The organism is Haemophilus sp. HMSC061E01 (genome assembly GCF_001810345.1).
Classification (GTDB): Bacteria; Pseudomonadota; Gammaproteobacteria; order Enterobacterales; family Pasteurellaceae; genus Haemophilus_D.
On sequence record NZ_KV801005.1, the window covers coordinates 420,739 to 443,991 of the forward strand.

21 protein-coding genes are annotated in these 23,253 nt (G+C 40.1%); 11 read left to right on the forward strand and 10 right to left on the reverse strand.

The features are described 5' to 3' along the window. The coding region (locus HMPREF2732_RS05555; RefSeq protein ID WP_070591866.1) for a phospho-sugar mutase at window positions 1–1,304 on the forward strand (1,304 nt) is incomplete at its 5' end. Window positions 1,305–1,364: 60 nt separating this feature from the next. Here HMPREF2732_RS05555 and murQ read toward each other — a convergent pair. The 4 genes from murQ to HMPREF2732_RS05575 form a co-directional block, all read right to left on the reverse strand. After that, window positions 1,365–2,273, reverse strand: coding sequence for an N-acetylmuramic acid 6-phosphate etherase (gene murQ, locus HMPREF2732_RS05560; protein ID WP_070591870.1), 909 nt, complete (start codon window positions 2,271–2,273; stop codon window positions 1,365–1,367). A 3-nt stretch (window positions 2,274–2,276) separates the two neighbouring features. Next, window positions 2,277–3,395, reverse strand: coding sequence for an anhydro-N-acetylmuramic acid kinase (locus HMPREF2732_RS05565; RefSeq protein ID WP_070591875.1), 1,119 nt, complete (start codon window positions 3,393–3,395; stop codon window positions 2,277–2,279). A gap of 110 nt (window positions 3,396–3,505) precedes the next feature. Next, a complete protein-coding gene (locus tag HMPREF2732_RS05570; protein WP_070591878.1) occupies window positions 3,506–4,345 on the reverse strand; it encodes a CAF17-like 4Fe-4S cluster assembly/insertion protein YgfZ in 840 nt (279 codons plus the stop codon). Between the two features lie 8 nt (window positions 4,346–4,353). Further along, complete coding sequence (locus tag HMPREF2732_RS05575) at window positions 4,354–5,217, reverse strand: YicC/YloC family endoribonuclease (protein ID WP_070591880.1); 864 nt, start codon at window positions 5,215–5,217, stop codon at window positions 4,354–4,356. Between the two features lie 176 nt (window positions 5,218–5,393). Between HMPREF2732_RS05575 and HMPREF2732_RS05580 the strand changes: the two genes are divergently transcribed. Next, window positions 5,394–6,608, forward strand: a complete 1,215-nt coding sequence (locus HMPREF2732_RS05580; RefSeq protein ID WP_070591883.1) for an aromatic amino acid transporter — start codon at window positions 5,394–5,396, stop codon at window positions 6,606–6,608. Window positions 6,609–6,650: 42 nt separating this feature from the next. Here the strand turns inward: HMPREF2732_RS05580 and HMPREF2732_RS05585 are convergent, their stop codons facing one another. Both HMPREF2732_RS05585 and HMPREF2732_RS05590 read right to left on the reverse strand, forming a co-directional pair. Then, window positions 6,651–7,286, reverse strand: coding sequence for a DUF421 domain-containing protein (locus tag HMPREF2732_RS05585; protein ID WP_070591886.1), 636 nt, complete (start codon window positions 7,284–7,286; stop codon window positions 6,651–6,653). Beyond that, entirely contained in the window at window positions 7,286–7,741 is a 456-nt protein-coding gene (locus tag HMPREF2732_RS05590; RefSeq protein ID WP_070591889.1) for a DUF3290 family protein, read from the reverse strand. Before HMPREF2732_RS05590 ends, HMPREF2732_RS05585 begins: the two co-directional genes overlap by 1 nt. 147 nt (window positions 7,742–7,888) lie before the next feature. Here HMPREF2732_RS05590 and nudC point away from each other — a divergent pair, with 147 nt between their 5' ends. From nudC to glmS, 6 genes are all read left to right on the forward strand, one after another. Then, window positions 7,889–8,683 (forward strand): NAD(+) diphosphatase, encoded by a 795-nt coding sequence (gene nudC / locus HMPREF2732_RS05595; protein WP_070591893.1) that lies wholly within the window; start codon window positions 7,889–7,891, stop codon window positions 8,681–8,683. Between the two features lie 10 nt (window positions 8,684–8,693). Further along, window positions 8,694–9,758: a uroporphyrinogen decarboxylase gene (hemE, locus tag HMPREF2732_RS05600; protein WP_049373543.1), complete on the forward strand. Its 1,065-nt coding sequence runs from the start codon at window positions 8,694–8,696 to the stop codon at window positions 9,756–9,758. Window positions 9,759–9,769: 11 nt separating this feature from the next. Continuing rightward, on the forward strand, window positions 9,770–10,360 hold the full coding sequence (locus HMPREF2732_RS05605) for a YjaG family protein (protein ID WP_005696942.1): 591 nt from the start codon (window positions 9,770–9,772) through the stop codon (window positions 10,358–10,360). Between the two features lie 137 nt (window positions 10,361–10,497). Next, on the forward strand, window positions 10,498–10,770 hold the full coding sequence (locus tag HMPREF2732_RS05610) for an HU family DNA-binding protein (RefSeq protein ID WP_005696943.1): 273 nt from the start codon (window positions 10,498–10,500) through the stop codon (window positions 10,768–10,770). Between the two features lie 126 nt (window positions 10,771–10,896). Further along, entirely contained in the window at window positions 10,897–11,679 is a 783-nt protein-coding gene (locus HMPREF2732_RS05615) for a DeoR/GlpR family DNA-binding transcription regulator (RefSeq protein ID WP_070591896.1), read from the forward strand. Window positions 11,680–11,729: 50 nt separating this feature from the next. After that, window positions 11,730–13,562, forward strand: coding sequence for a glutamine--fructose-6-phosphate transaminase (isomerizing) (glmS, locus tag HMPREF2732_RS05620; RefSeq protein WP_014064713.1), 1,833 nt, complete (start codon window positions 11,730–11,732; stop codon window positions 13,560–13,562). A gap of 64 nt (window positions 13,563–13,626) precedes the next feature. Here glmS and lpxH read toward each other — a convergent pair whose 3' ends face one another. After that, entirely contained in the window at window positions 13,627–14,331 is a 705-nt protein-coding gene (gene lpxH / locus HMPREF2732_RS05625; RefSeq protein ID WP_049373537.1) for a UDP-2,3-diacylglucosamine diphosphatase, read from the reverse strand. Window positions 14,332–14,418: 87 nt separating this feature from the next. On the opposite strand from lpxH, the gene HMPREF2732_RS05630 reads away from it, so the two are divergent. The 3 genes from HMPREF2732_RS05630 to HMPREF2732_RS05640 are packed head-to-tail and all read left to right on the forward strand — an operon-like array spanning window position 14,419 to window position 17,070. Further along, a complete protein-coding gene (locus HMPREF2732_RS05630) occupies window positions 14,419–15,141 on the forward strand; it encodes a 1-acylglycerol-3-phosphate O-acyltransferase (protein WP_049373535.1) in 723 nt (240 codons plus the stop codon). A gap of 1 nt (window position 15,142) precedes the next feature. After that, window positions 15,143–16,552, forward strand: coding sequence for a multicopper oxidase domain-containing protein (locus tag HMPREF2732_RS05635; protein ID WP_049373533.1), 1,410 nt, complete (start codon window positions 15,143–15,145; stop codon window positions 16,550–16,552). 26 nt (window positions 16,553–16,578) lie between these two features. Continuing rightward, the gene (locus HMPREF2732_RS05640; protein ID WP_070591898.1) at window positions 16,579–17,070 is read left to right on the forward strand and encodes a hypothetical protein; all 492 of its coding nucleotides are present in this window, start codon (window positions 16,579–16,581) and stop codon (window positions 17,068–17,070) included. A gap of 96 nt (window positions 17,071–17,166) precedes the next feature. Here the strand turns inward: HMPREF2732_RS05640 and HMPREF2732_RS05645 are convergent, their stop codons facing one another. From HMPREF2732_RS05645 to HMPREF2732_RS05655, 3 genes are all read right to left on the reverse strand, one after another. Beyond that, a complete protein-coding gene (locus HMPREF2732_RS05645; RefSeq protein ID WP_070591901.1) occupies window positions 17,167–20,187 on the reverse strand; it encodes a type I restriction endonuclease subunit R in 3,021 nt (1,006 codons plus the stop codon). A gap of 102 nt (window positions 20,188–20,289) precedes the next feature. Beyond that, window positions 20,290–21,576 carry a restriction endonuclease subunit S gene (locus HMPREF2732_RS05650; protein WP_070591904.1) on the reverse strand — a complete coding sequence of 429 codons (1,287 nt, stop codon included), beginning with the start codon at window positions 21,574–21,576 and terminating at the stop codon, window positions 20,290–20,292. 171 nt (window positions 21,577–21,747) lie between these two features. Next, window positions 21,748–23,211 carry an ATP-binding protein gene (locus HMPREF2732_RS05655; RefSeq protein WP_070591907.1) on the reverse strand — a complete coding sequence of 488 codons (1,464 nt, stop codon included), beginning with the start codon at window positions 23,209–23,211 and terminating at the stop codon, window positions 21,748–21,750. Window positions 23,212–23,253 lie beyond the last annotated feature (42 nt).

The following is a 23,253-nucleotide window of genomic DNA, read 5'->3' on the forward strand; positions in this document are numbered from 1 at the left end:
TGAAAGCTTATTTGCTTCCACGTAAATTACCAACGCCAGTATTAGCTTACGCAATTCAATATTTTGATACCACAGCAGGTGTGATGGTGACAGCAAGTCACAACCCACCAGAAGATAACGGTTATAAAGTGTATTTAGGTAAAGCGAACGGCGGTGGCCAAATCGTTTCTCCTGCAGATAAAGATATCGCCGCATTAATCGACAAAGTGGCAGCAGGTAATGTAAAAGATTTACCTCGTAGCCAAGATTATGTCGTATTAGATGATGAAGTGGTTAACGCTTATATCGAAAAAACCGCTTCTCTTGCGAAAGAACCAGAAGCAGACATTAACTACGTTTATACCGCAATGCACGGTGTAGGCTATGAAGTTTTAAGTAAAACCTTAACCAAAGCCGGTCTTCCACAACCTCATATTGTGGCGGAACAAGTATGGCCAGATGGCACATTCCCAACAGTAAACTTCCCTAACCCAGAAGAAAAAGGTGCCTTAGATTTAGCGATTAAAGTAGCAAAAGAACACAATGCGGAATTCATTATTGCTAATGACCCTGATGCAGACCGTTTAGCGGTGGCGGTTCCAGATGCACAAGGTAACTGGAAACCTTTACACGGTAACGTAGTAGGTTGTTTCTTAGGTTGGTATTTAGCAAAACAATATCATGCAAAAGGTGAGAAAGGCGTATTAGCGTGCTCTTTAGTATCTTCTCCAGCGCTTGCTGAAATTGCGAAAAAATACGGCTTCCAATCAGAAGAAACCTTAACCGGTTTCAAATACATCGGTAAAGTTCAAGGTTTATTATTCGGTTTCGAAGAAGCGCTTGGTTACCTAGTTGACCCAGATAAAGTACGCGATAAAGACGGTATTTCAGCAGCGATCGTATTCTTAGATTTAGTGCGTCACTTAAAAGCACAAGGTAAAACCTTAGCGGATTACGCCAATGACTTCACACAAGAATTCGGTGCTTATGTAAGTGGTCAAATTTCTATCCGTGTAAGCGATTTATCTGAAATTGGTAAATTAATGGCCGCACTTCGTAATACGCCGCCAGCTGAAGTAGGTGGTGTTAAAGTGGCACAATTCATCGACCACACTAAAACTGATCGCCAAAGCGACATCCTTGTATTCGTATTAGAAAACGGTAGCCGCTTAATCGTTCGCCCATCTGGTACTGAGCCGAAAATCAAGTTCTATCTTGATGCTCGCGGTAAAGATCCAAAAGACGCGGATCACGTTTTAGCTCAATTTGATGAAGGCGTTCGCCAAATTCTGCGTCAAGATGCTTACGGCAAACAAGATTGCTAATTGAGCAAACTATTAAATAATAAAAAACGCTAGGTTTGATGCCTAGCGTTTTATTTTTGCTTATTCCAATGCAAGTTGTAACTTGCCCTGATGTTTTTCTAATAAAGCCTCTGCTTGCGCACGATCTAATCCACTCAGAATCATCATAATCGCTAATTTCGCATTTTGATCGGCAAGCTTTAATGTCTCTTCTGCGAGTGCTTTATCACAATCCGTGGCTTGCATGACGATACGAATGGCACGAGCTTTCAGCTTTTCATTACTTGCCTGAACATCCACCATTAAGTTTTGATAGCATTTACCCATTAAGATCATAGAAGCCGTAGTCAGCATATTCAGTACTAATTTTTGTGCTGTGCCTGATTTTAAACGGCTCGAACCCGTCAGCACTTCAGGTCCTACTACCGTATCAATGGCAATATCCACAATATTTGCCATCGCTGAATTCGGGTTACTCGCAATCGAAACCGTCGCTGAACCTAAACTTTTCGCATATTCCAATGCACCAATCACATAAGGTGTTCGTCCACTTGCAGCAATACCCACCAACACATCTTTTGAGGAAAATTGAATGGTTTGTAAGTCAATCACGGCTTGTTCTTTACTGTCTTCCGCCCCTTCAATTGGATGACGTAATGCGCGCTCGCCGCCGGCAATAATACCTTTCACCATTTCAGGTGATACACCAAAAGTTGGCGGGCATTCAGAGGCATCTAATACCCCCAATCGACCGCTAGTTCCGGCGCCAATATAGACTAATCGACCACCTTGTTGAAATGCAGCAACAATACATTCGACCGCTTGGGCAATTTGAGGTAAACATTTTTCAATTGCCAAAGGCACTTGTTTATCTTCCTGATTCATTAACTGCACAATTTCCAATGCAGACAAGCTATCTACATGCATAGAATTGGGATTCCGTTGTTCAGTAATTAAAGTTGAAAGGGTTTGTAATAAATTCTCTGCCATGGTTTATTCCTTTGGAAAAATCGCCCCTAAACTGACCGCACTTGTGGCACCCGTCACACTCGGCAAATTAGCGGGTAAATTATGCATACGACGATAAGCCAACCAAGCAAAAGCTGCTGCTTCCACATAATCGATATCAAGATTTAATTCTGTCGTCAATTGAATACGCCAATTTGGTAATGCCTGTTTTAAACCATTCATGATCGCCTGATTTTTAGCGCCACCACCACAAACAAGTAATCTGCATGGCAATGTCGTCTGAATATTATTAATTGATAAAACAATGCTTTGCACGGTAAATTCAGCCAAGGTGGCTTGCACATCTTGTGGTAAAAGTGCGGTCGTTTTTTCTGCTATTTTTTGAATTTTATTCTCTAACCAAACCAAATTAAATAATTCACGTCCGGTACTTTTCGGTGGTGGCAGTTGAAAGAAATCTTCATCTAATAATGCCGCTAACAAATCTGGATTCACTTGACCTGAAACCGCCCATTCACCATTTTTGTCGTAAGCTTTACCTTGATGTTTTTCGATCCATTGGTCGAGCAAGGTATTGCCGGTTCCCGTATCAAAGCCAATGACTGGCTGTTCGGGTATCAATAAGGATACATTACTAATACCGCCAATATTAAGCACAACTGTAGCCCAATGAGGATCAAAAAAGACCGCTTGATGAAAAGCGGGTACTAAAGGCGCCCCTTGTCCACCAAACGCCATATCTTTACGGCGCAAATCACCAACAACCGTAATGCCTGTTTTAGCGGCTAATAAATTCATATCACCGATTTGCATGGTAAACGGAAATTGACCTTTTGGGGAATGCCACACTGTTTGACCATGGCAACCAATGGCTTCGATCTGCTCTGGTTTTAACTGGTATTTATGTAAAAAGGCATTTACACAATCTGCATAGAGCAAACCAAATTGGTGATCAAGTTCACCCAATGCTTGTAGCGTAGTTTCGCCAGATTGAATAAGTGCGGTTACTTTTTCGCGTAAATTTGCCGGCATCGGCGTGAAATCTGCCGCAATTAATTTGGTTTGATTAGATTGGATGTCAGTAAGGGCAATGTCCACCCCATCAAGGCTGGTGCCAGACATAATGCCAAGATAATAAGTCATAGTATTTAATTCGTGAGTTTTTCAGAATTATAGCGGATTTTAAAAAAATAAAAAAAGAGAGAACATTGAGGTTCTCTCTTTTCATCATAGATGATACTTATACTAGATTTTTAGCTATTGATGGAATAAGGTAACGGTTCAATTTTCAGAACGGATCCATCTTCAGGTAAACGGAAATGCGTCCCTTCTTCTAAATCATTATTCATCACCACTTGCAACCATAACACGCCGTCAAAATTGACCGCACTGACGATTGTCCCTGTTTTACGCCAAGCTGTTTCTAACTGCATTTCTATTTCGCTGCCGATTTTCGGTGTAACCGTGGTTTCCCCCGAAAACACATACATCGCACGTTTATTGGCACCACGATATTTGGCTCGCGCGACAGTTTCCTGCCCGATATAACAGCCTTTAGTAAAAGAAATCGCTTGTTCGATAGCTTGTAGATTCAATGCCTGTGGGATAAATTCATTTTGTGTTTCCGCACTCAAGCTTGGTAAGCCCGCTTGAATATCCGCACAAAGCCATTGTTTTTCATCGCCATTAAAGGTGACATCTAACGGTGTAGGATTGAGCAAAATTGTGCGATTTTCATCAATATCCAAGGTAATTTGCGCTTGAATTCGACCGCACTTTTCACCAATTAAGCCGACAATTTGCCAATCCAGTACTTGAAAAGTCACTTTTGAAAACACCGCATATTTTTTCAAATGATCGAGTGGAGCCAATAAAGCTTTCGGCATTAAAATCAAAAACTGCTCTGCTGAAAGCTTAATTAAGCGGAATAACGAATTCATTTTGCCTTTAGGATCGCAATGGGCTGTAAGCGTTGAAGCACCAGCTGCTAAATGCACTACATCACAAGTTAATTGGCCTTGCAGATATTTCTCCGCATCCACGCCAGCTACTTCCACCAAATCATAGTGGTTTAATGAAATAAATGTTGACATGATTTTCCCTATTCAAGGTTTTGAATTTGCTCACGCATTTGTTCGATTAATACTTTTAATTCCACAGCAGAAGCGGTGATATCAGCATTAATGGATTTTGATGCCAACGTGTTAGATTCACGATTGAGCTCTTGCATCATAAAATCTAGTTTACGACCCACTGCCCCACCTTTTTTCAAGATATTGTTGGTTTCTTTCACATGCATTTGCAGACGATCTAATTCTTCCGCCACATCCACACGTTGCGCCAATAAAATCATTTCTTGTTCGACACGTTGTGGATCAAGTTGAATTTTCGCTTCTTCAAAACGTTGCAATAAACGCTCACGCTGCCATTGTAAAACCGCCGGCATTTGTGACCGCACTTTTTCAGCTTCTACCGTAATACCATCAAGACGCTGTTGAATAATGGCTTGCAATTTTTCGCCTTCACGTCCACGCATTGCAATAAATTCCACCAACAACTCATCAAAAGCTGTCAACAAATCTTGACTGATTGCATCTAAATCTTGTTCAGCCGCTTCTACCACGCCAGGATAACGCAATACATCTGCCAAATTGATTTCGCCCTCACCTGCTTGCGCTTTAATCCATTGTAAAGATTGGATTACTTGATTCGCCAACTCTTTATTTAAATTGAGTTCAGCCACTGTTTGTTTTTTGCTATCAATACGCAATGAACATTCAATTTTACCACGAGTGAGATTTTGACGAAGTTTCTCACGCAAAGCATTTTCTAAACCTCGGAATTGCTCTGGCAAGCGGAAAAAGTTTTCCAAATAACGTTGGTTAACCGAACGAATTTCCCAAACTGCATCGCCCCAATCTTTCTTGATTTCAAGGCGTGCAAAGGCTGTCATACTATAAATCATAAGCGCTCTCCTACTATTGTCTCTCGTCTTAATTGATTTGCCGGTTATTTTATCGGGAAAGTGCGGTCATTTCTACCGTACATTTTGTAGAAGAAATTTGTTTTCTCCACTTTACACACTGTAAAGATTAAAATACAATCATCGTAAATTAATTATTACAATCAAAGGAAAGTAAAATGAACAAGACTGTGGGAAGTACCTTGCTTGTGGCAGGAACCATGATTGGTGCGGGGATGTTGGCAATGCCGCTCACCTCAGCAGGGATTGGCTTAACGGCGACGGTTTTCTTATTAATTGGCTTGTGGGCGGTACTCACATTCACCGCATTGTTATTCGTGGAACTGTATCAAACTGCTGACAGCGATGCGGGGATCGGCACACTTGCTGCACAATATTTTGGTAAAGCGGGGCGAATTATTTCCACCGCTGTTTTAATTGTCTTTTTATATGCCTTAATTGCTGCTTATGTAAGTGGTGGTGGTTCCTTATTAATGGATTTACTCCCAGCCATGGGCGATAAAGACACCATGAACAAAATCGCGGTGCTTGTATTCACCATTTTCTTCGGTAGTTTTATTGTCATCGGTACACACAGTGTGGATAAAATTAACCGTGTCCTATTCTTTGTGATGATTGCCACTTTTATCTTAGTGCTCGCATTAATGTTACCAAACATTAAATTTGATAACTTAATGGCGATGCCGATTGATAATGCCTTAATTATTTCTGCAAGCCCTGTATTTTTCACGGCATTTGGCTTCCACGGCTCGATTCCTAGCTTAAATAAATACTTAGACGGTAATGTGAAATCCTTACGCATTGCAATTTTAGTGGGTTCTGGCATCACATTATTTGCTTACTTTTTGTGGCAACTTTCGACGCACGGCTTACTCAGCCAAAATGAGTTCTTACAAATTTTACGTGAAGACGCCACATTAAATGGCTTAGTGAAAGCAACCTTAGAAATCACCCAAAGCCCAATTATTGCGAATGCGGTAAAAATCTTCTCCACTTTGGCGTTGGTCACCTCATTCTTAGGGGTGGCATTAGGCTTATTAGAATGTATTGAAGACTTGCTCAAGCAATCTTTTAATATTCATGCAGGGCGTATTTCATTAGGTTTAATGACCTTTATTCCCCCAGTGCTTTTCTCCCTTTTCTATCCGGAAGGTTTTATTCTCGCTCTGGGTTATGCTGGTCAAATGTTCGCGTTCTACGCAGTGGTTTTACCGGTAGCATTAGTTTGGAAAGCACGTGCGATTCATCCTAACTTGCCATACAGAGTGTGGGGCGGTAAAGCATTGTTAGTACTCGTCTTAGTCCTTGGAGTGATTATTACTTCAATTCCTTTTGCGATTAGAGCTGGTTACTTACCTTTCGTCGTGGGTTAAAATGAAACAAAAAAGACCGCACTTTTAAGGTGCGGTCTTTTTTTATTTGTTTTCATATAAATGTGTCACTAACTGACCATTCAAATATTCGCCAATATACACTTGCTCAACTGTTAGGTTCTGTTTTTCTAACTCGGCTTTAACCCATTCTTCATCACGATCAATAATGTCTAAAATATCATCATCTAATTGTCCATCAACAATTAATGGATAACGTAAGTTATCATCGCCGTATTGAATAATCGAGAGTTGCCCATTTTGTTCGAATACCGCACGTTTAACCGTTTTGATTTCATAGATACCGGCTGCACGTAACTTAAACATGAGGTCATGGGCAGCAATACCGTTTTTCATACATTCAGCGGTTTTGACCTTACCGTTTGAAATCACCCAAACAGGTTTACCATCAATCAAAGATTTAACTAATTTGTTATGATTTTTGATAAAACGGAGGGTAAAAACCAATAATGTCCAAAGCACGAGCACGAGAGAGAACTGGAATACCCCAATACTATCGCTATAAATCACACCACCAATAATGCCACCTAGCACATAGTTTTGTACCTGATCCATCGCGGAGGTCGGTGCAAGGTTACCTTTTCCCATTAAGTTAATTTGGAGTACCAGTCCAATAATACCCATGGCCAATTTCAAGCCTAATAATGTGTAGCCATCCATTATTTATCCTCCTTATCAATCACAGTAACATTCGGGTTTACTAAGTTAATTGGGGATAAGGTATACGCTGAAAAATCATTATTAAAATGGACTTCGAAATACTGATCCCGAATATTTAAAATCATGCCGTTCGTTAATGTACGGCTATTGGTACGAATATCTTCTTTCTGCAAATTTTGACTGTCTTTCACCGAATTTAAAAATGTCACCACGCGAGAGGTATCAGCTGTATAGACTTCACTTCGCTCATATTGGTTATATTGCACACCGAGCAAGAAAATGATTAATAAAAGGAAAATAATACTGAGATCACGATATTTGGTTTGTAACCGATGACGCAAATATAAGCTTGTCACCACAAGCAATGCACCTAACGAGACAAAAATGGCGATATATTTAAAATAACCTTGAAAAGACATCGCATTTTCTAAAAAAGCAAAAGAGAAAAAAGACATTTGTCATTCCTAATTTTAAAGAGAAAAACAGGTTGCTAGTGTAGCACAACGAAAACTGACTAGCTATTTTTATCACAGAAATTAAATTCGTTTTTCCGAAAAATCCCTTTTATAATGACCGCACTTTTGAAACAAAAAGAGAAAAATATGAAAGCAATTCAGCCCGAAGATCAGGGATATTGGCTGTTCACCAAAGGATCGACACTTTATTGGCAGGAAAATGATCTGCCTTTCGGAACAGCAAAGGAACTCGGCCTCACAACACAAAAAGCAATGTTGCTCGGGAAATGGAAATCACAACCTTTATGGCTTGTGGCAGAAAATGATCAAGATGAACGAGAATACCTTTCCCTACGGAGTTTGTTGTCATTACCGACTGAAGATTTTCATTTATTAAGCCGAGGCGTGGAAATCAATCATTTTTTGAAAACCCACCAATTCTGCGGAAAGTGCGGTCAAAAAGCGGAACAAACTCACGATGAGCTTGCGGTTCAATGCACAAGTTGTGGCTATCGTACTTACCCAGTTATTTGCCCTTCGATTATTGTCGCTGTTCGTCGTGGTACAGAGATTTTATTAGCCAACCATAAACGCCATTACACGCCTGGCAAAGCAGGTATTTACACCACGCTAGCCGGTTTTGTGGAAGTGGGTGAAACCTTTGAAGATGCCGTTCGTCGCGAAGTCTTTGAAGAAACTGGCATTCGCATTAAAAATATTCGCTATTTCGGTAGTCAACCTTGGGCATTCCCGAATTCACAAATGGTGGGCTTTTTAGCCGATTACGACAGTGGAGAAATTCAACTGCAAGAAACAGAACTGCATGATGCACAATGGTTTTCTAGCGCTGCCCCCTTGCCAGAATTACCGCCAACAGGTACTATCGCACTCAAATTAATTAATGCTACGCTTGAGCTTTGCAAAGCGGAACAAAATAAATAAAGGAAAGCCCATGTCTGAATTAAAAAATGATCGTTATTTAAAAGCCTTATTACGTGAACCAGTGGATATGACACCCGTATGGATGATGCGCCAAGCGGGACGCTATTTGCCTGAATATAAAGCAACACGCGCAGAAGCGGGCGATTTTATGTCTCTTTGCCGCAATGCGGATTTAGCTTGTGAAGTCACCTTACAGCCACTTCGTCGCTATGCTTTAGATGCGGCTATTTTATTTTCAGATATTCTGACTATTCCTGATGCGATGGGCTTAGGATTAAGTTTTGGTGCAGGTGAAGGCCCGAAATTTGCTCATCCAATTGAAAACAAAAGTGCGGTCGAAAATTTACCGATTCCTGACCCTGAAGGCGAACTTCAATATGTGATGAATGCTGTTCGCACAATTCGTCGCGAACTAAAAGGCGAAGTGCCACTGATTGGTTTCTCTGGTAGCCCGTGGACACTGGCGACTTATATGGTTGAAGGTGGTAGCAGCAAGACCTTCAATAAAATCAAAAAAATGATGTATGCCGAACCGCAAACTTTGCATCTTTTATTAGATAAAGTAGCGGATTCCGTGATTTTATACTTAAACGCGCAAATCAAAGCAGGTGCACAAGCGGTCATGGTATTTGATACTTGGGGCGGTGTGTTAGGTCATCGTGAATATTTAGACTTCTCTCTGCAATATATGCACAAAATCGTCGATGGTTTAATTCGTGAACACGATGGCCGTAAAGTACCGGTGACTTTATTTACTAAAGGCGGCGGGTTATGGTTAGAAGCCATGGCAAATACAGGATGTGATGCGCTCGGATTAGACTGGACCGTTAATTTGGCTGATGCGAAAGCACAAGTAGGCCATAAAGTGGCACTACAAGGCAATATGGATCCAAGCGTGTTATATGCCCCGGCAGAACGTATTGAGCAAGAAGTGCGGTCAATTTTAGCTGATTTTGGCCAAGGTAGCGGACACGTGTTTAATTTAGGTCATGGTATTCACCAAGATGTGCCGGAAAGTGCGCCAAAAATCTTCGTGGATGCGATTCATGAGTTCTCTAAAGCCTATCATAAATAAGCGAGAAAAAAATGCGAAATCCGATTCACAAGCGTCTCGAAAATCTCGAAAGCTGGCAACATCTGACCTTTATGGCTTGCTTATGCGAGCGTATGGCACCTAACTTTGCCCTATTCTGCCAAATGACGGAACAAAAGCCTGCAGACAAAACCTATCACAACATTTTAAACTTAGTGTGGGAATTTCTAACGGTTAAAGAGGCAAAGATTAATTTCGAGAACCAATTAGAGAAACTTGAAGAAATTATTCCTGATGTGAATGATTATGACTTCTTTGGTGTGGTACCTGCTCTCGATGCTTGTGAAGCGCTAGGTGAATTGTTGCATGCGATTATCGCGGGCGAGACACTTGAAAAAGCAATTCAAATCAGCCAAATTTCATTAGGCACGGTTTGTTCTTTGTTAGAAACACAAGAAGATCGAGATCTTTCTGAAACTGAACTGAAAAGCCGTGAAGAAATTGAAGAAGAACTTGACCTTCAATGGCAAATCTATCGCTTACTTAAAGACTGTGAAAAACGCGATGTAGACTTGATTTTATCCCTCCGAAACGAGATAAAGCAGGAGGGAATCTCCAATATTGGTATAAAAATTGAGCAATAACGTGAGATTTGTCACAATTTTTGCAAATCGGGCTTTTATTTCCCCCCAAGTTCGATTAGACTTGCCCAAGCCGTAGCAGTTAAAAGCTACGCTTATTTGAATAGAGTCAATTTTAATTTAACAGAAGGTACAAATTTATGAACAAAACAGATTTAATCGATGCAATTGCAAGTGCAGCTGAATTAAACAAAAAACAAGCTAAAGCTGCATTAGAAGCGACTTTAGCAGCTATCACTGGTAGCCTTAAAAAAGGTGAACCTGTTCAATTAATCGGTTTCGGTACATTCAAAGTAAACAAACGTGCTGCACGTACTGGCCGTAACCCACAAACTGGTGCTGAAATCAAAATCGCAGCATCTAAAGTTCCAGCATTCGTATCTGGTAAAGCATTAAAAGACGCAATCAAATAATTAGTCTTAAAACGAATTTTAATTGAACCCTGCTTTGTCAGGGTTTTTTGTTGCCTAAATTTTAACTTTACAATCATCATTTTGCCGATATAATTCCGAACCGAAACTTATTACGGGATATAAATAATGAAACGAAACATTCAACACCGAAATACCCAACAACGCAGACATGCCATCATGCAACTTCTGCAAGAACAAGGTGAAGTCAGTGTTGAACAACTCGTACAGTTATTTGACACCTCTGAAGTGACGATTCGAAAAGATCTCACTGCATTGGAAAGTAATGGTTTCCTTCTTCGAAAATATGGTGGCGCCATTTTAATGCCACAAGAAATCATCGAAGAAGAACAAGATGATGAACTTTCGCAACGAAAGTTAGTCTTAGCAAAGGCAGCTGCAGAACGTATTCGTGATCACAATCGAATTATTGTGGATAGTGGCAGCACAACCGCCGCATTGATTAAACAGCTTAATCGCAAGCAAGGCTTGGTTGTGATGACGAATTCGCTTTCGGTGGCCACAGCATTACGTTCACTCGAAAATGAACCGACACTCTTAATGACGGGAGGCACTTGGGACACGCGTTCTGAATCCTTCCAAGGCAATATTGCCGAACAAGTGCTACGTTCTTATGACTTTGACCAATTATTTATTGGTGCCGATGGCATTGATTTAGAACGTGGTACAACAACATTTAATGAGTTGGTTCGCTTAAGCCAAGTGATGGCTGAAGTATCTCGTGAAGTGATTGTAATGGTGGAATCACAAAAAATTGGCAGAAAAATGCCAAATGTGGAATTAACCTGGCAGCAAATTGATGTGCTGATTACCGATAACAAATTATCTCAGGCTGACAAAGAAGCCATAATGGCGCAAGGCGTAAAAGTAATTTGTGTGGATGTGGCATAAAATGCGGTCAGAAAAACAAGACTTTTAATTTTATTAAATAAGGAAAAACTATGTGTGGTATTGTTGGTGCGGTAGCACAACGTGATGTAGCAGAAATTTTAATTAATGGTTTACACCGCTTAGAGTATCGTGGTTACGACTCAGCGGGTGTTGCCGTTGTGGATCCAAACCATGAATTACACCGCGTACGCTGCTTGGGTAAAGTAAAAGCCCTTGATGAAGCTGTTGCTGTAAAACCATTAATCGGTGGTACAGGGATCGCTCACACCCGTTGGGCAACTCATGGTGAACCGTCTGAAGCTAATGCTCACCCGCATACTTCGGGCAACTTTGCTGTCGTCCATAACGGTATCATCGAAAATCACGAAGAATTACGTGAATTACTTAAATCACGTGGCTATGTGTTTAATTCTCAAACTGATACCGAAGTAATTGCTCACCTTGTTAATTGGGAAATGCGTACAGCCTCAAATCTTCTTGAAGCTGTCCAAAAAACCGTAAAACAACTTACTGGTGCATACGGTATGGTTGTACTAGATCGTGAGCATCCAGAACATTTAGTGGCAGCGCGTTCAGGTAGCCCATTAGTAATTGGTTTAGGAATTGGTGAAAACTTCCTGGCATCTGACCAACTTGCGCTATTAAGCGTAACTCGTCGTTTCATCTATTTAGAGGAAGGCGATATCGCAGAAATCACACGTCGTACCGTGGATATTTACGATGCGAATGGTCAAAAAGTAGAACGTGAAGTACACGAGTCTAACCTTGAAAATGACGCTGCAGAAAAAGGCAAATTCCGCCATTTCATGCAAAAAGAAATCTATGAGCAACCAAATGCATTAATCAACACAATGGAAGGACGTATCCTTCACAACAACGTGATTGTGGATGCTATTGGTAATGGCGCAGCTGAAATTTTAGAAAAAGTTGAACACATTCAAATCGTGGCTTGTGGTACTTCTTATAATGCAGGGATGACTGCTCGTTACTGGTTTGAAGCACTTGCTGGCGTGAGCTGTGATGTCGAAATCGCATCTGAATTCCGCTATCGCAAATTTGTCACTCGTCCAAATAGCTTGTTAGTGACTATCTCTCAATCAGGTGAAACAGCGGATACCCTTGCAGCACTTCGTCTTGCAAAAGAAAAAGGTTACATGGCAGCCTTAACGATCTGTAACGTATCAAGTTCATCTTTAGTGCGTGAATCCGATCTTGCCTTCATGACTCGTGCAGGCGTTGAAGTCGGTGTGGCATCAACTAAAGCGTTTACCACTCAGTTGGCCGCATTATTAATGTTAGTCACTGCAATTGGTAAAGTAAAAGGCAATATCTCAAACGAACAAGAAGTGGAAATTGTAAAAGCGTTACAATCACTTCCGGCTGAAGTTGAAAAAGCCCTTGCATTTGATAAAGATATCGAAGCATTAGCAGAAGACTTCGCAGAGAAAAACCATGCACTATTCTTAGGTCGTGGTGAGTTTTACCCTATCGCAATGGAAGCTTCATTGAAATTAAAAGAAATTTCTTATATTCATGCTGAAGCTTATGCGGCAGGTGAATTAAAACACGGTCCATTAGCCTTAATCGATGCAGATATGCCGGTTATCGTGGTCGCACCAAACAATGAATTACTTGAAAAAGTGAAATCAAACATTGAAGAGGTACGTGCGCGTGGTGGTCAGCTTTATGTGTTCGCTGATAAAGAAGCAGGCTTCACACCAAGCGAAGGTATGAAAATTATCACTATGCCAAAAGTGAATGAAATTATTGCGCCAATTTTCTACACCGTTCCTATGCAATTATTGTCATACCATGTGGCATTAATTAAAGGAACCGACGTGGATCAACCTCGTAACTTAGCGAAATCGGTAACCGTAGAATAAAGTGCGGTTGGAAATCAGCACGTTTTAATGCAAAAAAGCACAGGTTTAATCCTGTGCTTTTTGTTTAAATAAACCGATAACCGTTCTCTGTTACTTCCAGAATTGAGGCATAATCCTTTCGCCAATCGCCTAACACAATTCGCGTGTACCCTTTTTCCTGATGGATGGCTTCTCGATGCGTATGACCGTGAATTAATCGATTTACGCCAAATTCTTTTACAGTTTGTGCCGTAAACGCTAAATTCACATCCATTATATCCAGTGACTTATATTGCTTATCTTGTTTACTCTTCGCGCGAATTTTCTCTGCAATTTTTAACCGCACTTTTAATGGCAAGCATAAAAACAATCTTTGTCGCCATTTTTGATGCACCTTTCGGCGAAATTGTTGATATTTCACATCATCAATACATAAGGTATCACCATGACAAATTAAGGTTTTCACACCATAAAGATCAACACAATGATAGTCAGGCAATAACGTTAAACCACAATCTTGTGCAAATTTTTTCCCTACCAAGAAATCTCGATTACCATGAATGAAATAGCAAGCTATACCCTTTTCTGTCAGTTTTTTTATCAACTGTTTTACTTGTGAGATTAAAGGTGAAGTTTCATCGTCACCAATCCAAAAATCAAAAAGATCTCCCAAAATATAAACCGCTTGCGATTCTTGTGCTTGATTTTGCATAAAATCGCTAAAAAGTGCGGTTAATTCCGGATGCGTTTCGCTTAAATGAAGATCTGCAATAAAATAAATGGGTTTCATAACTATTCCGTCATTTTTTTCATTAGATTAGCACACATTTTTGTGTAATTTGCTATACTTTCCAAAAATTTTAATTAGGTATTTTCTATGTTAAAAATCGCCAGAATTCTCATCGTTGCACTTTGTTGTATTTTAATTTGTGTGCTCGGTACGATCTATTCCTTTATTCGTTTCAAAAACCCAAGCAATGTGGGCGTTATGGCTCGCTGGTTTGGTCGTTTATACCCTTTATTTGGCTTAAAAGTAGAACACCGTTTTCCACAAAATAAAGAGAATATGCCACGTTGTATTTACATCGGTAACCACCAAAATAATTTCGATATGGTGACCATCTCTTACATGGTACTCCCTCGCACAGTAAGTGTAGGTAAAAAAAGCCTGATTTGGATCCCTTTCTTTGGCATTTTATATTGGGTAACCGGCAATATTTTCTTGGATCGTGAAAATCGCTCTAAAGCACACAGCACCATGACAGAACTTGCTCGCCGTATCAATAAAGACAACCTGTCAATTTGGATGTTCCCTGAAGGCACACGTAGCCGTGGTCGTGGTTTATTGCCATTCAAAACAGGTGCATTCCATGCTGCAATTGCGGCTGGCGTACCAATCGTGCCCGTTGTGTGCTCGACGACGCATAACAAAATTGATTTGAATCGTTGGGATAACGGTAAAGTGATTTGTGAAATGATGGATCCAATTGATGTGTCATCATACACAAAAGACAATGTTCGCGAACTTGCTACTTACTGTCACGATTTGATGGAAAAACGCATCGCTGAACTCGATGCTGAAATTGCACAAGGAAAATAATATGTTGCGTCTTTCTCGTCGCCAATTATTAAAAACTACCGCAATTTCAACCGCACTTGCTGCCACACCTCAATCGGTATTAGCGGCATCCCGTGAAAAATTAACCATTCCTCCATTGATGGAAGCAAAACGTGGTCGCCCAATTATCCTTAATATGGAAGAAACTGGCTATAAGTTAGATGGCTCCCATAGTGTCAGTGTCTGGGGCTTTAACGGCAATTATCTTGGCCCCACTATTCGTATCAAATCGGGTTCCTTTGCAAAACTCAATTATCACAACAATTTGCCACAAAGCATTGCCCTCTCCATTCAAGGACTGCAAGCCAGTGGCGAATTATTTGGTGGTGCTGCAAAAGTCCTAAAAAAAGGGGAATCTTGGGCACCGATTATCCCAATAGACCAACCTGCCTCGACTTGCTGGTATCGTTCAGCGACCTTGGCTAACTCGGCTTATCAAACCTATCGCGGCATCGTCGGGATGTGGTTAATTGAAGATGATCAAAGCTTAAAATCTCAGCTACCTCATAAATACGGCGTGGACGATATTCCATTAATCTTACAAGACATGGAATTTAACGGTGACGGATTACAATTATTTAAGCAAAATCAACCGCACTTTGTCGGTAATCGTCTTCTTGTGAATGGACAAGAAGCGCCTTATCTTGACGCCCCTCGCGGTTGGGTACGTTTACGCTTACTTAATGCCTCATTGGCAAGAGCCTATGATCTCCGTTTAGATAACGAACAAGACATGTTGCTTGTTGCGAGAGATTTAGGTTTTTTACCACAAGGTAAAGCGATTAATTCTCTTATTCTTGCACCAGGTGAACGTGCAGAAGTGTTAGTCAATTTAAGCGAAGGAGAAGGTGTATCGCTCATCTCTGGGGCTAAACGTGGTTTCTTCGACAAAATCAAAAATGTGTTCAGTTCAGGTAATGATTTTGCAGATAACACCGTTTTAGAACTTCGCCCACAAGGTGAAATCTCTGCATTCAGCAAAAAAATGAATGAGTCATTCAATACTGATGCCACGGCTATGCTCGAAAGTAAAATCGCGCAAGAACGCACCTTTGAACTGGATGTCACGAATGGTCTAATCAACAAACAACGCTTTGACCCACGCCGTATTGATGTTTCGGTTAAAGTAGGTACTGTCGAACGTTGGATCATCAACAGCTCACTGCCAGTGGGTTTCACCATTCAAGGCGCAAAATTTGTGATTGAAAGCCAAGATGATGTCAAGGTCGATGCGTCGGAACTTGCTTGGAAAGACACAGTTTGGGTGAAAAAGAAAGTACAAATTTTAGTAAAATTTGAACAACCTTCGTCAAATACTCATCCCTTCTTATTTGGCTCATCCAATTTAATGCTGGCAGATATGGGATGCCTTGGTATAATGATCGTTCAATAAAATAATGATATAAAAAGGAATCTAACATGAAAAAAATCTCAACATTCGCTTTAATTGCGACCCTATTTTCAACAGCCACATTTGCGGCATCACCAGAATCAAAAGACGCAGCTGCAGCTAAAGATACAGCAAATGAGCCCACTATTTACCTCTCTGTGTTTGATAGAACTCAAGAGCCATCACCAGATTTAAATAAAAAAGAAACCTCTCGTTCCAGTAAAGCTGAGAAGGTATGTTGGCTCGCAACAGGTAATTTTGGTAAAAAAGCAACGGTAAGTGAAACCTTTAAAGCTCAAGCCCCAAGTGAATTCGCCAGTTCGATTGAAAATGCGAAAGTGGTGTCATCACCAAATAAAAAACTCCATACCATCACTTATACCAGACCAACATTAGAAAATGGTAAATATATGATGAACTGCTGGACATTCGACCGTAGAGATCCAATCGGCAAATATGTGCTGACTGTCAAAATTGGTAAACACGAATTTGAAAAACAAGTTTTCTACGTGACTGAGTAAAAAAACACTCAAAAAACGACCGCACTTATATGTGTGCTGTTTTAAGACTAAAACAAAAGGCCGTCTGAAACCCAATCGTTCAGACGGCCTTTTTTTCTACCTAGCCAAAGCTCGTTGTAAACTCTGCGTCCAAGCGGTTCTAAATGCAGCATCTTTCGCAAAAAGTTTGTATAGCTCTAGTTCATCCCGGTGGCGTTCGCTCATTACATCGCGCAAAATGGCTTGGAAAGCCAATTCACGGGTATGAACATCCGGGTTATTTTGATATTTTTGCTCAAAGTCTTTATGGCTACGAATACGCTCGGCAATATTGATAAATTTTACCCGTTGTTCATCCGGTGTTGCGCTCCAGCCTTGAAACCATCTTTCGTTAAAGACACGAATAATTTCATCAATCGGATCTTTTTCTTTATCTTCACCATGCGTGCCGCGTGGATTTGGATTTTGTGGGTCAAGCTCTGTTTCTTCATCATCTAATTTAATGCTGTAATTCAGTTTGGTGCGCGCCAAGCCGTAAGAGCTTAAATCCACAGCATCTAAAATTTCATCCAATTCATCCATCGGATCTTGTACTTTTAATTTTGGTACTAAGAATTTGAGGAACCAATAAAGCTTTTCCCAAGCGATATTTTCAAAATTGATGATGGAGGCCATTTGCCCGTAAATTTTTAAAAACTGTTTTGCCTTGATTTTAAAATCGACTTTTTGGGTTGGCTCAAGCGCCAACTCATGATCGAAACGTTGAACCGCCACATCAATGATACTGCTTAATTGCTGTGCGTCTTTATTGGCAAAGTAGCCTTCAGTAAAGTCGTTGACCTCCGATTGTTCGTACACGCCAGTTTCATCCAACTGATCTTTCAAATCATGCAAGACATTGACATCGGTTGCTTGCGACAACGACGTAGAAGTATAAAACGGCTCAAATGCTTGCTGAATATCTTCAACACTGTTAAAGAAATCCAACACAAACAAATCTTCCGTGCGTTTACCCAACTTATTCGCACTACGATTTAAACGTGATAAAGCTTGCACACAAAGTACGCCGGAGAGTTTCTTATCCACATACATCGCACACAATTTCGGCTGGTCAAAACCGGTCAGATATTTATTGGCCACCACCAGCAAACGATACTCATCTTGATCGAAATACTCTTTGGTATCGCTTTCTGCAAACCCATTCATTTCCGCTTCGGTGTATTCCACGCCATCAACCACTTTACTGCCTGAAAACGCAATCGCAATTTTAAATGGATTGCCTCGCTCAGCCAGCAATCGGTTTAACGCCTGAAAATAGCGAATGGCGGTTTCAATATTTTGCGTTACCACCATTCCCTTGGCTTTGCCTTTGAGTTTTTTACGGTTAAAGATTTGCTGGATAAAATGATCCAGCATCACTTCCGCTTTAGTATCAATCGTTTGTTGAGAACGCTCCACATAAGCTTTCAGACGGCTTTGTGCCTTTTTACTATCAAATTCCGGATTATCTTCAATCGATTTAGTGATCTCATAAAAACTTTTATAAGTGGTGTAATTGGCGATCACATCTAAAATAAAGCCTTCTTCAATCGCCTGTTTCATGGAATAAAGGTGGAACGGCTTAAATTTACCATCCGCCTGTTTCTCGCCGAATTTTTCTAAAGTGCTGTTTTTCGGTGTGGCGGTGAAAGCAAAATACGACGCATTGCCGCGCATTTTGCGGGATTGCATGGCTTGTAAAATCAAATCTTGCACATCTTCGGCATCAAGGTCTTCCGTTTTGCCGATGGCTCGGTTCATATTGTCGTGTGCCGAACCAGATTGTGAGCTGTGCGCCTCATCAATAATCACCGCAAATTGTTTGTCTCCTAAATCAGCAATGCCATCCACAATAAACGGGAATTTTTGAATGGTGGTAATAATGATTTTTTTGCCCTGCTCAAGCGATTGGCGCAATTCTGCCGAACTCAACGCCGGCGCCAAAATGTTTTTCACTTCTGAAAAATCTTTGATATTGTCGCGCAGTTGCTTATCCAGCAAGCGACGGTCGGTTACGACAATCACCGAATCAAAAATCGGGCGGTTTGCCTCTCTACCGTTTGCCGCCTTTTCATTGCGCGGATAAGCCTCAATCAACTGATACGCCAACCAAGTAATGGAATTAGATTTGCCCGAGCCGGCAGAGTGTTGAATCAGATAGCGTTTGCCCACGCCTTGTTCGCTGACATCAGCAATCAAACGGCGCACCACCTCTAATTGATGATAGCGGGGGAAAAAGAGCGAGCGTTTCTCCAGCGGCTCTTTTGTTGAACCATCTAAACGCATAAAATGCTGAATAATATTGGCAAGGCTGGCTTTGCTGAACACCTCTTGCCATAAATACGACGTGCGGTGTCCGTTTGGATTCGGCGGATTGCCCTTACCGCAGTTGTTGCCCAAATTAAACGGCAAGAAAAACGTAGCGGGCCCCGCCAATTTGGTGGTCATATAAGCTTCTTCCGTATCTAAGGCAAAATGCGCCAAACAACGCCCGAAATGAAACAGCGTTTGGCTTAAATCACGGTTGCGATATTGTTTTTGGGCATCAATGGCCGTCTGACCTGTCCAATGGTTTTTCAGCTCAAGGGTAATAATCGGCAAGCCATTGACAAACAGCACAATATCCACCGTTTCATTGCTTGATGCGGAATAAGGTACTTGACGCATACAGCTAAACAGATTTTGTTCAAAACGCTGTTTGACCTTTTCGCCACTGCTTGCAAGCGGAACGGGGTAGAGCAAATCAAAATGAGCGCTATCAATATCCAAGCCTTTTTTCAGCAGGTGCAAGACGCCGTTTTTCTTCATTTGGCGGTCTAACCGCTCTAGAATTTTACGTTGCCAGTCGTTTGGGTTTAGCTGTTGAAAACGGGTGAGTTCTGCCTCTTGGCTGGTTTGCAGGAATTGCCAAAACAGACGCGTGTCAATGGCAAACTGCCCATCAAAATCCTGTGAAAATGCCAGTTCAAAACCATGATGGCGTGGCAAGTATTCAGCCTCTGGTTCACCAATCTGGTTTTCGCTGTTTTCACGCCAAGTGCCGGTTAAAGCTTTTTCAATGGCAATTTCTAAATCTTTTTCCTTAGTTCCTGAAACCATTTTTCACCCTTTTGTGAATTTTTTAAAATTTATTCATTACGCCCAAGTTGCGCCGCCAATATCCAAAAATCCATAGGATTTTGGGAACGCACTTTTCACACCTTATACCCGCACCTTGCCGGTTACCACATCGTTAATCAATACGCTTTTATACTCTTTCAGCTTTTCAATATGAGCTGTTTTTAATGCGATTGCTTGATCGATTTTAGCGGTTTGTTTGTCTAAGTAGTCAATAATTTGTTTCTGTTCGGAAAGTGGCGGAATAGCTAAAAACATATTAGATATAAATTCTGCATTAGCTCTAGGCATTTTTGAACCATAAGTAGAAGCATTTACGGCATCGATAAAACCATAGGAAAGAAAAATATTTAATGCAAAACGATTATTTAATACTTTGGTTGAGCGATAAACCAAAAATTCTGTGGAACAGATTCCATCAAAATCTGCTAAATATGATTTAGCTAAATAGGGCCTTAGTTTTCCAAATAAAATTTCATCTTTATAAAATGAATTTGCAATACCTTCTGCAATTAAAGGAATATCATTAATTTTTCCTGTAAATGATTCGATATTTTCCATACCAATATATCTTTTATTAGAATTTTTACTTTCTTCTTTCTTATTACTTAACGTTAATACAAATTTTAATTTCTTCACTTCCCAATGCTCCGGCACTTGCCCTATCCATTCCACACCGGAATCTTTTAACGGCACATCAGGGTTTAAACCTCGGGTTACGGCATTTTGAATCAGAATCTGCTTGTGCTCTTTCAACAGGGCAATCTGTTTTTCCGCCAAATCCACCGCCTGATCAATTTTGGCGGTTTTATCGTCTAGGAATTGCGCGATTTTTTGTTGTTCATCAAGAGGAGGAATTGGAAAATACAATTTTTTTAAATCATCTTGTGATATTTTCATTCTTATTGTATTCATTTTTCCATTTTCACCGAATTTTATAAGAATGCCTTTACCAAATCGCAATAATCCTCTTTGAAAATTTTCATTTTTAAAAATACTTTCATAATAAGATAAATTTGCTCTTTGATTATATAAAGATAAAGCATAATACACAGGGCTAATAGCACCAAAATATTTTGATACCCCAACAGCACCAACGATAACATTCATACTATTAAGAACAATATCATTTGGATATGCTAATTTATAGGAAGATAAGTCATCTTTTCTTTTATTTCCGCCTCTATTTTCATCTGAATATTCAGTGACTCCATTTGCAATGGATAAAGATAATATATTATCCGTTTTAATCGGATCATTTTTTTCATTTCTAAATTTAAAAATAGATCTAATAGGCAAACACTCCCAATGACTCGGTATTTCCCCCAGCCATTCCACACACGAATCTTTGTAACTCTCGTATCGTCTCATTTGCAAAAAATCCTTAAAATCTGACTGCTTTTATTGATGCAATTTATTGTCCGCTTAACCATAAAAAAACTTGCTTATTCCATACCAAATCTTGCTTAAAAGATAAAAACCATTGTTTTTCAATGTGTTAAATACTCTTAATCTCCTTGCTTAGCAAGCGATAAACCTTGCTTAATCTTTTCTAAAAGCATATTTGGCATTGGGGTCACGCTGTTTTACACTTTGTCGTTCAATAATACCTTGCTGAATAAACGCATTTAAGTACGCTCGGATCGAATTCTGGTTGATTTTTGTATAGTCAACCAATTCTGACAATATTGCCGTACCGTTTGTAAATAGATAAAGCAAAATGGCTTTTTGGGTGTCGTTGTAGTTTGTCCATTCTTTTTCAATCTGCACCATAGTGGCTGTGGATACCGTTTTTTCATGTGCGGTAACACGGTTGCGTAAGGTTAGATAAACATTGTTGTGTTGTTCTCTGTATTCAGGTTTTGCCAATAATGATTTTTCCATTGATTCATAAATACGAGAAACCCCTTCATTAAGCTGACGGACATACCCGAGATCCTCTAAAACTCGTGCCATACGTGGATTCCGAGCAAATCGTTCTGTTTTAATATTTTCAATGGTGACTTGAGCCGGAAGAGGGCCACTATTACTAATTTCAAGACGATCATCGAAATGTTTAATATAAATAACATTACCTTGAACATTGTAAGAACGATGACAAAGCGCATTTACAACACCTTCTAACCAAGCTTCTTCAGGATATTCCGGTACTTTGATAAATTTTCCTTGATTGATATCAAGAAAGTAATAATCTCTTAAAGAGGCTCTTAAAAAATAGGTCAGCTCCTCAATTAGCCTTGGAATATTATTTTCAAAACGTTGGTCTTTTATTACATTATGCTCAGTACCAACTTTGGCTACAGTACCTTCATAACGAACATAACGGACTGATGCTGAAGGAATGTAACGTTCCGGCATGGTGGAAAAGAGTAAAATGGTTGATTTTTTAAACTGATAACTACCTTCCTTTTTGGTTAATAAATTTCGCTTGTATAACAAATCTAAGATATCACCGGAGGTAAAATTAACTTTCTTTTTATATAGCTCTAATAATTCTTGATCTAAATCTTCTTCATTAAAATCAGGAACTATTTCATCTTCAAATAGGCGGATATTTTTATCATATTCAAGATTTTTGATTTGTTCTCTGGAGAGAGGGCCTCGATTACTATCTGCTACACGTAAGAACACATTTTCATTGTCTTTACGACAATAAATGCGCTCTAAATCTTGCTCTACGTGGAATAAGAAAACTAATTTTCCATCAACCAGAATTTCTTCCAGTTCAATTCGACAAGGCGGTGCAATAAAATCGAAAACTAATTTCCGATAATCATCTAATCGCTCGGCAAGGCTATTCAGGTCTTGGATTTCACCATTATCTGCCACACCAAAAGCCAACACTCCACCATCAGCGTTGAGCATTCCAACTAATTCTTCTGCCATTTTAGTTGGCTTGATGTCTTTTTCTCCTAATCCTTTGCGTTCAAAATATTGGTTCTCTGGCTGCGTCTCTAAATAATTTTTTGTGATAATGCCGTTAATTTTAGAAAGCGGTTCTGTCATTATTATTCCTTGCTTATTTCATGCTAAATCTTGCTTAAAAGA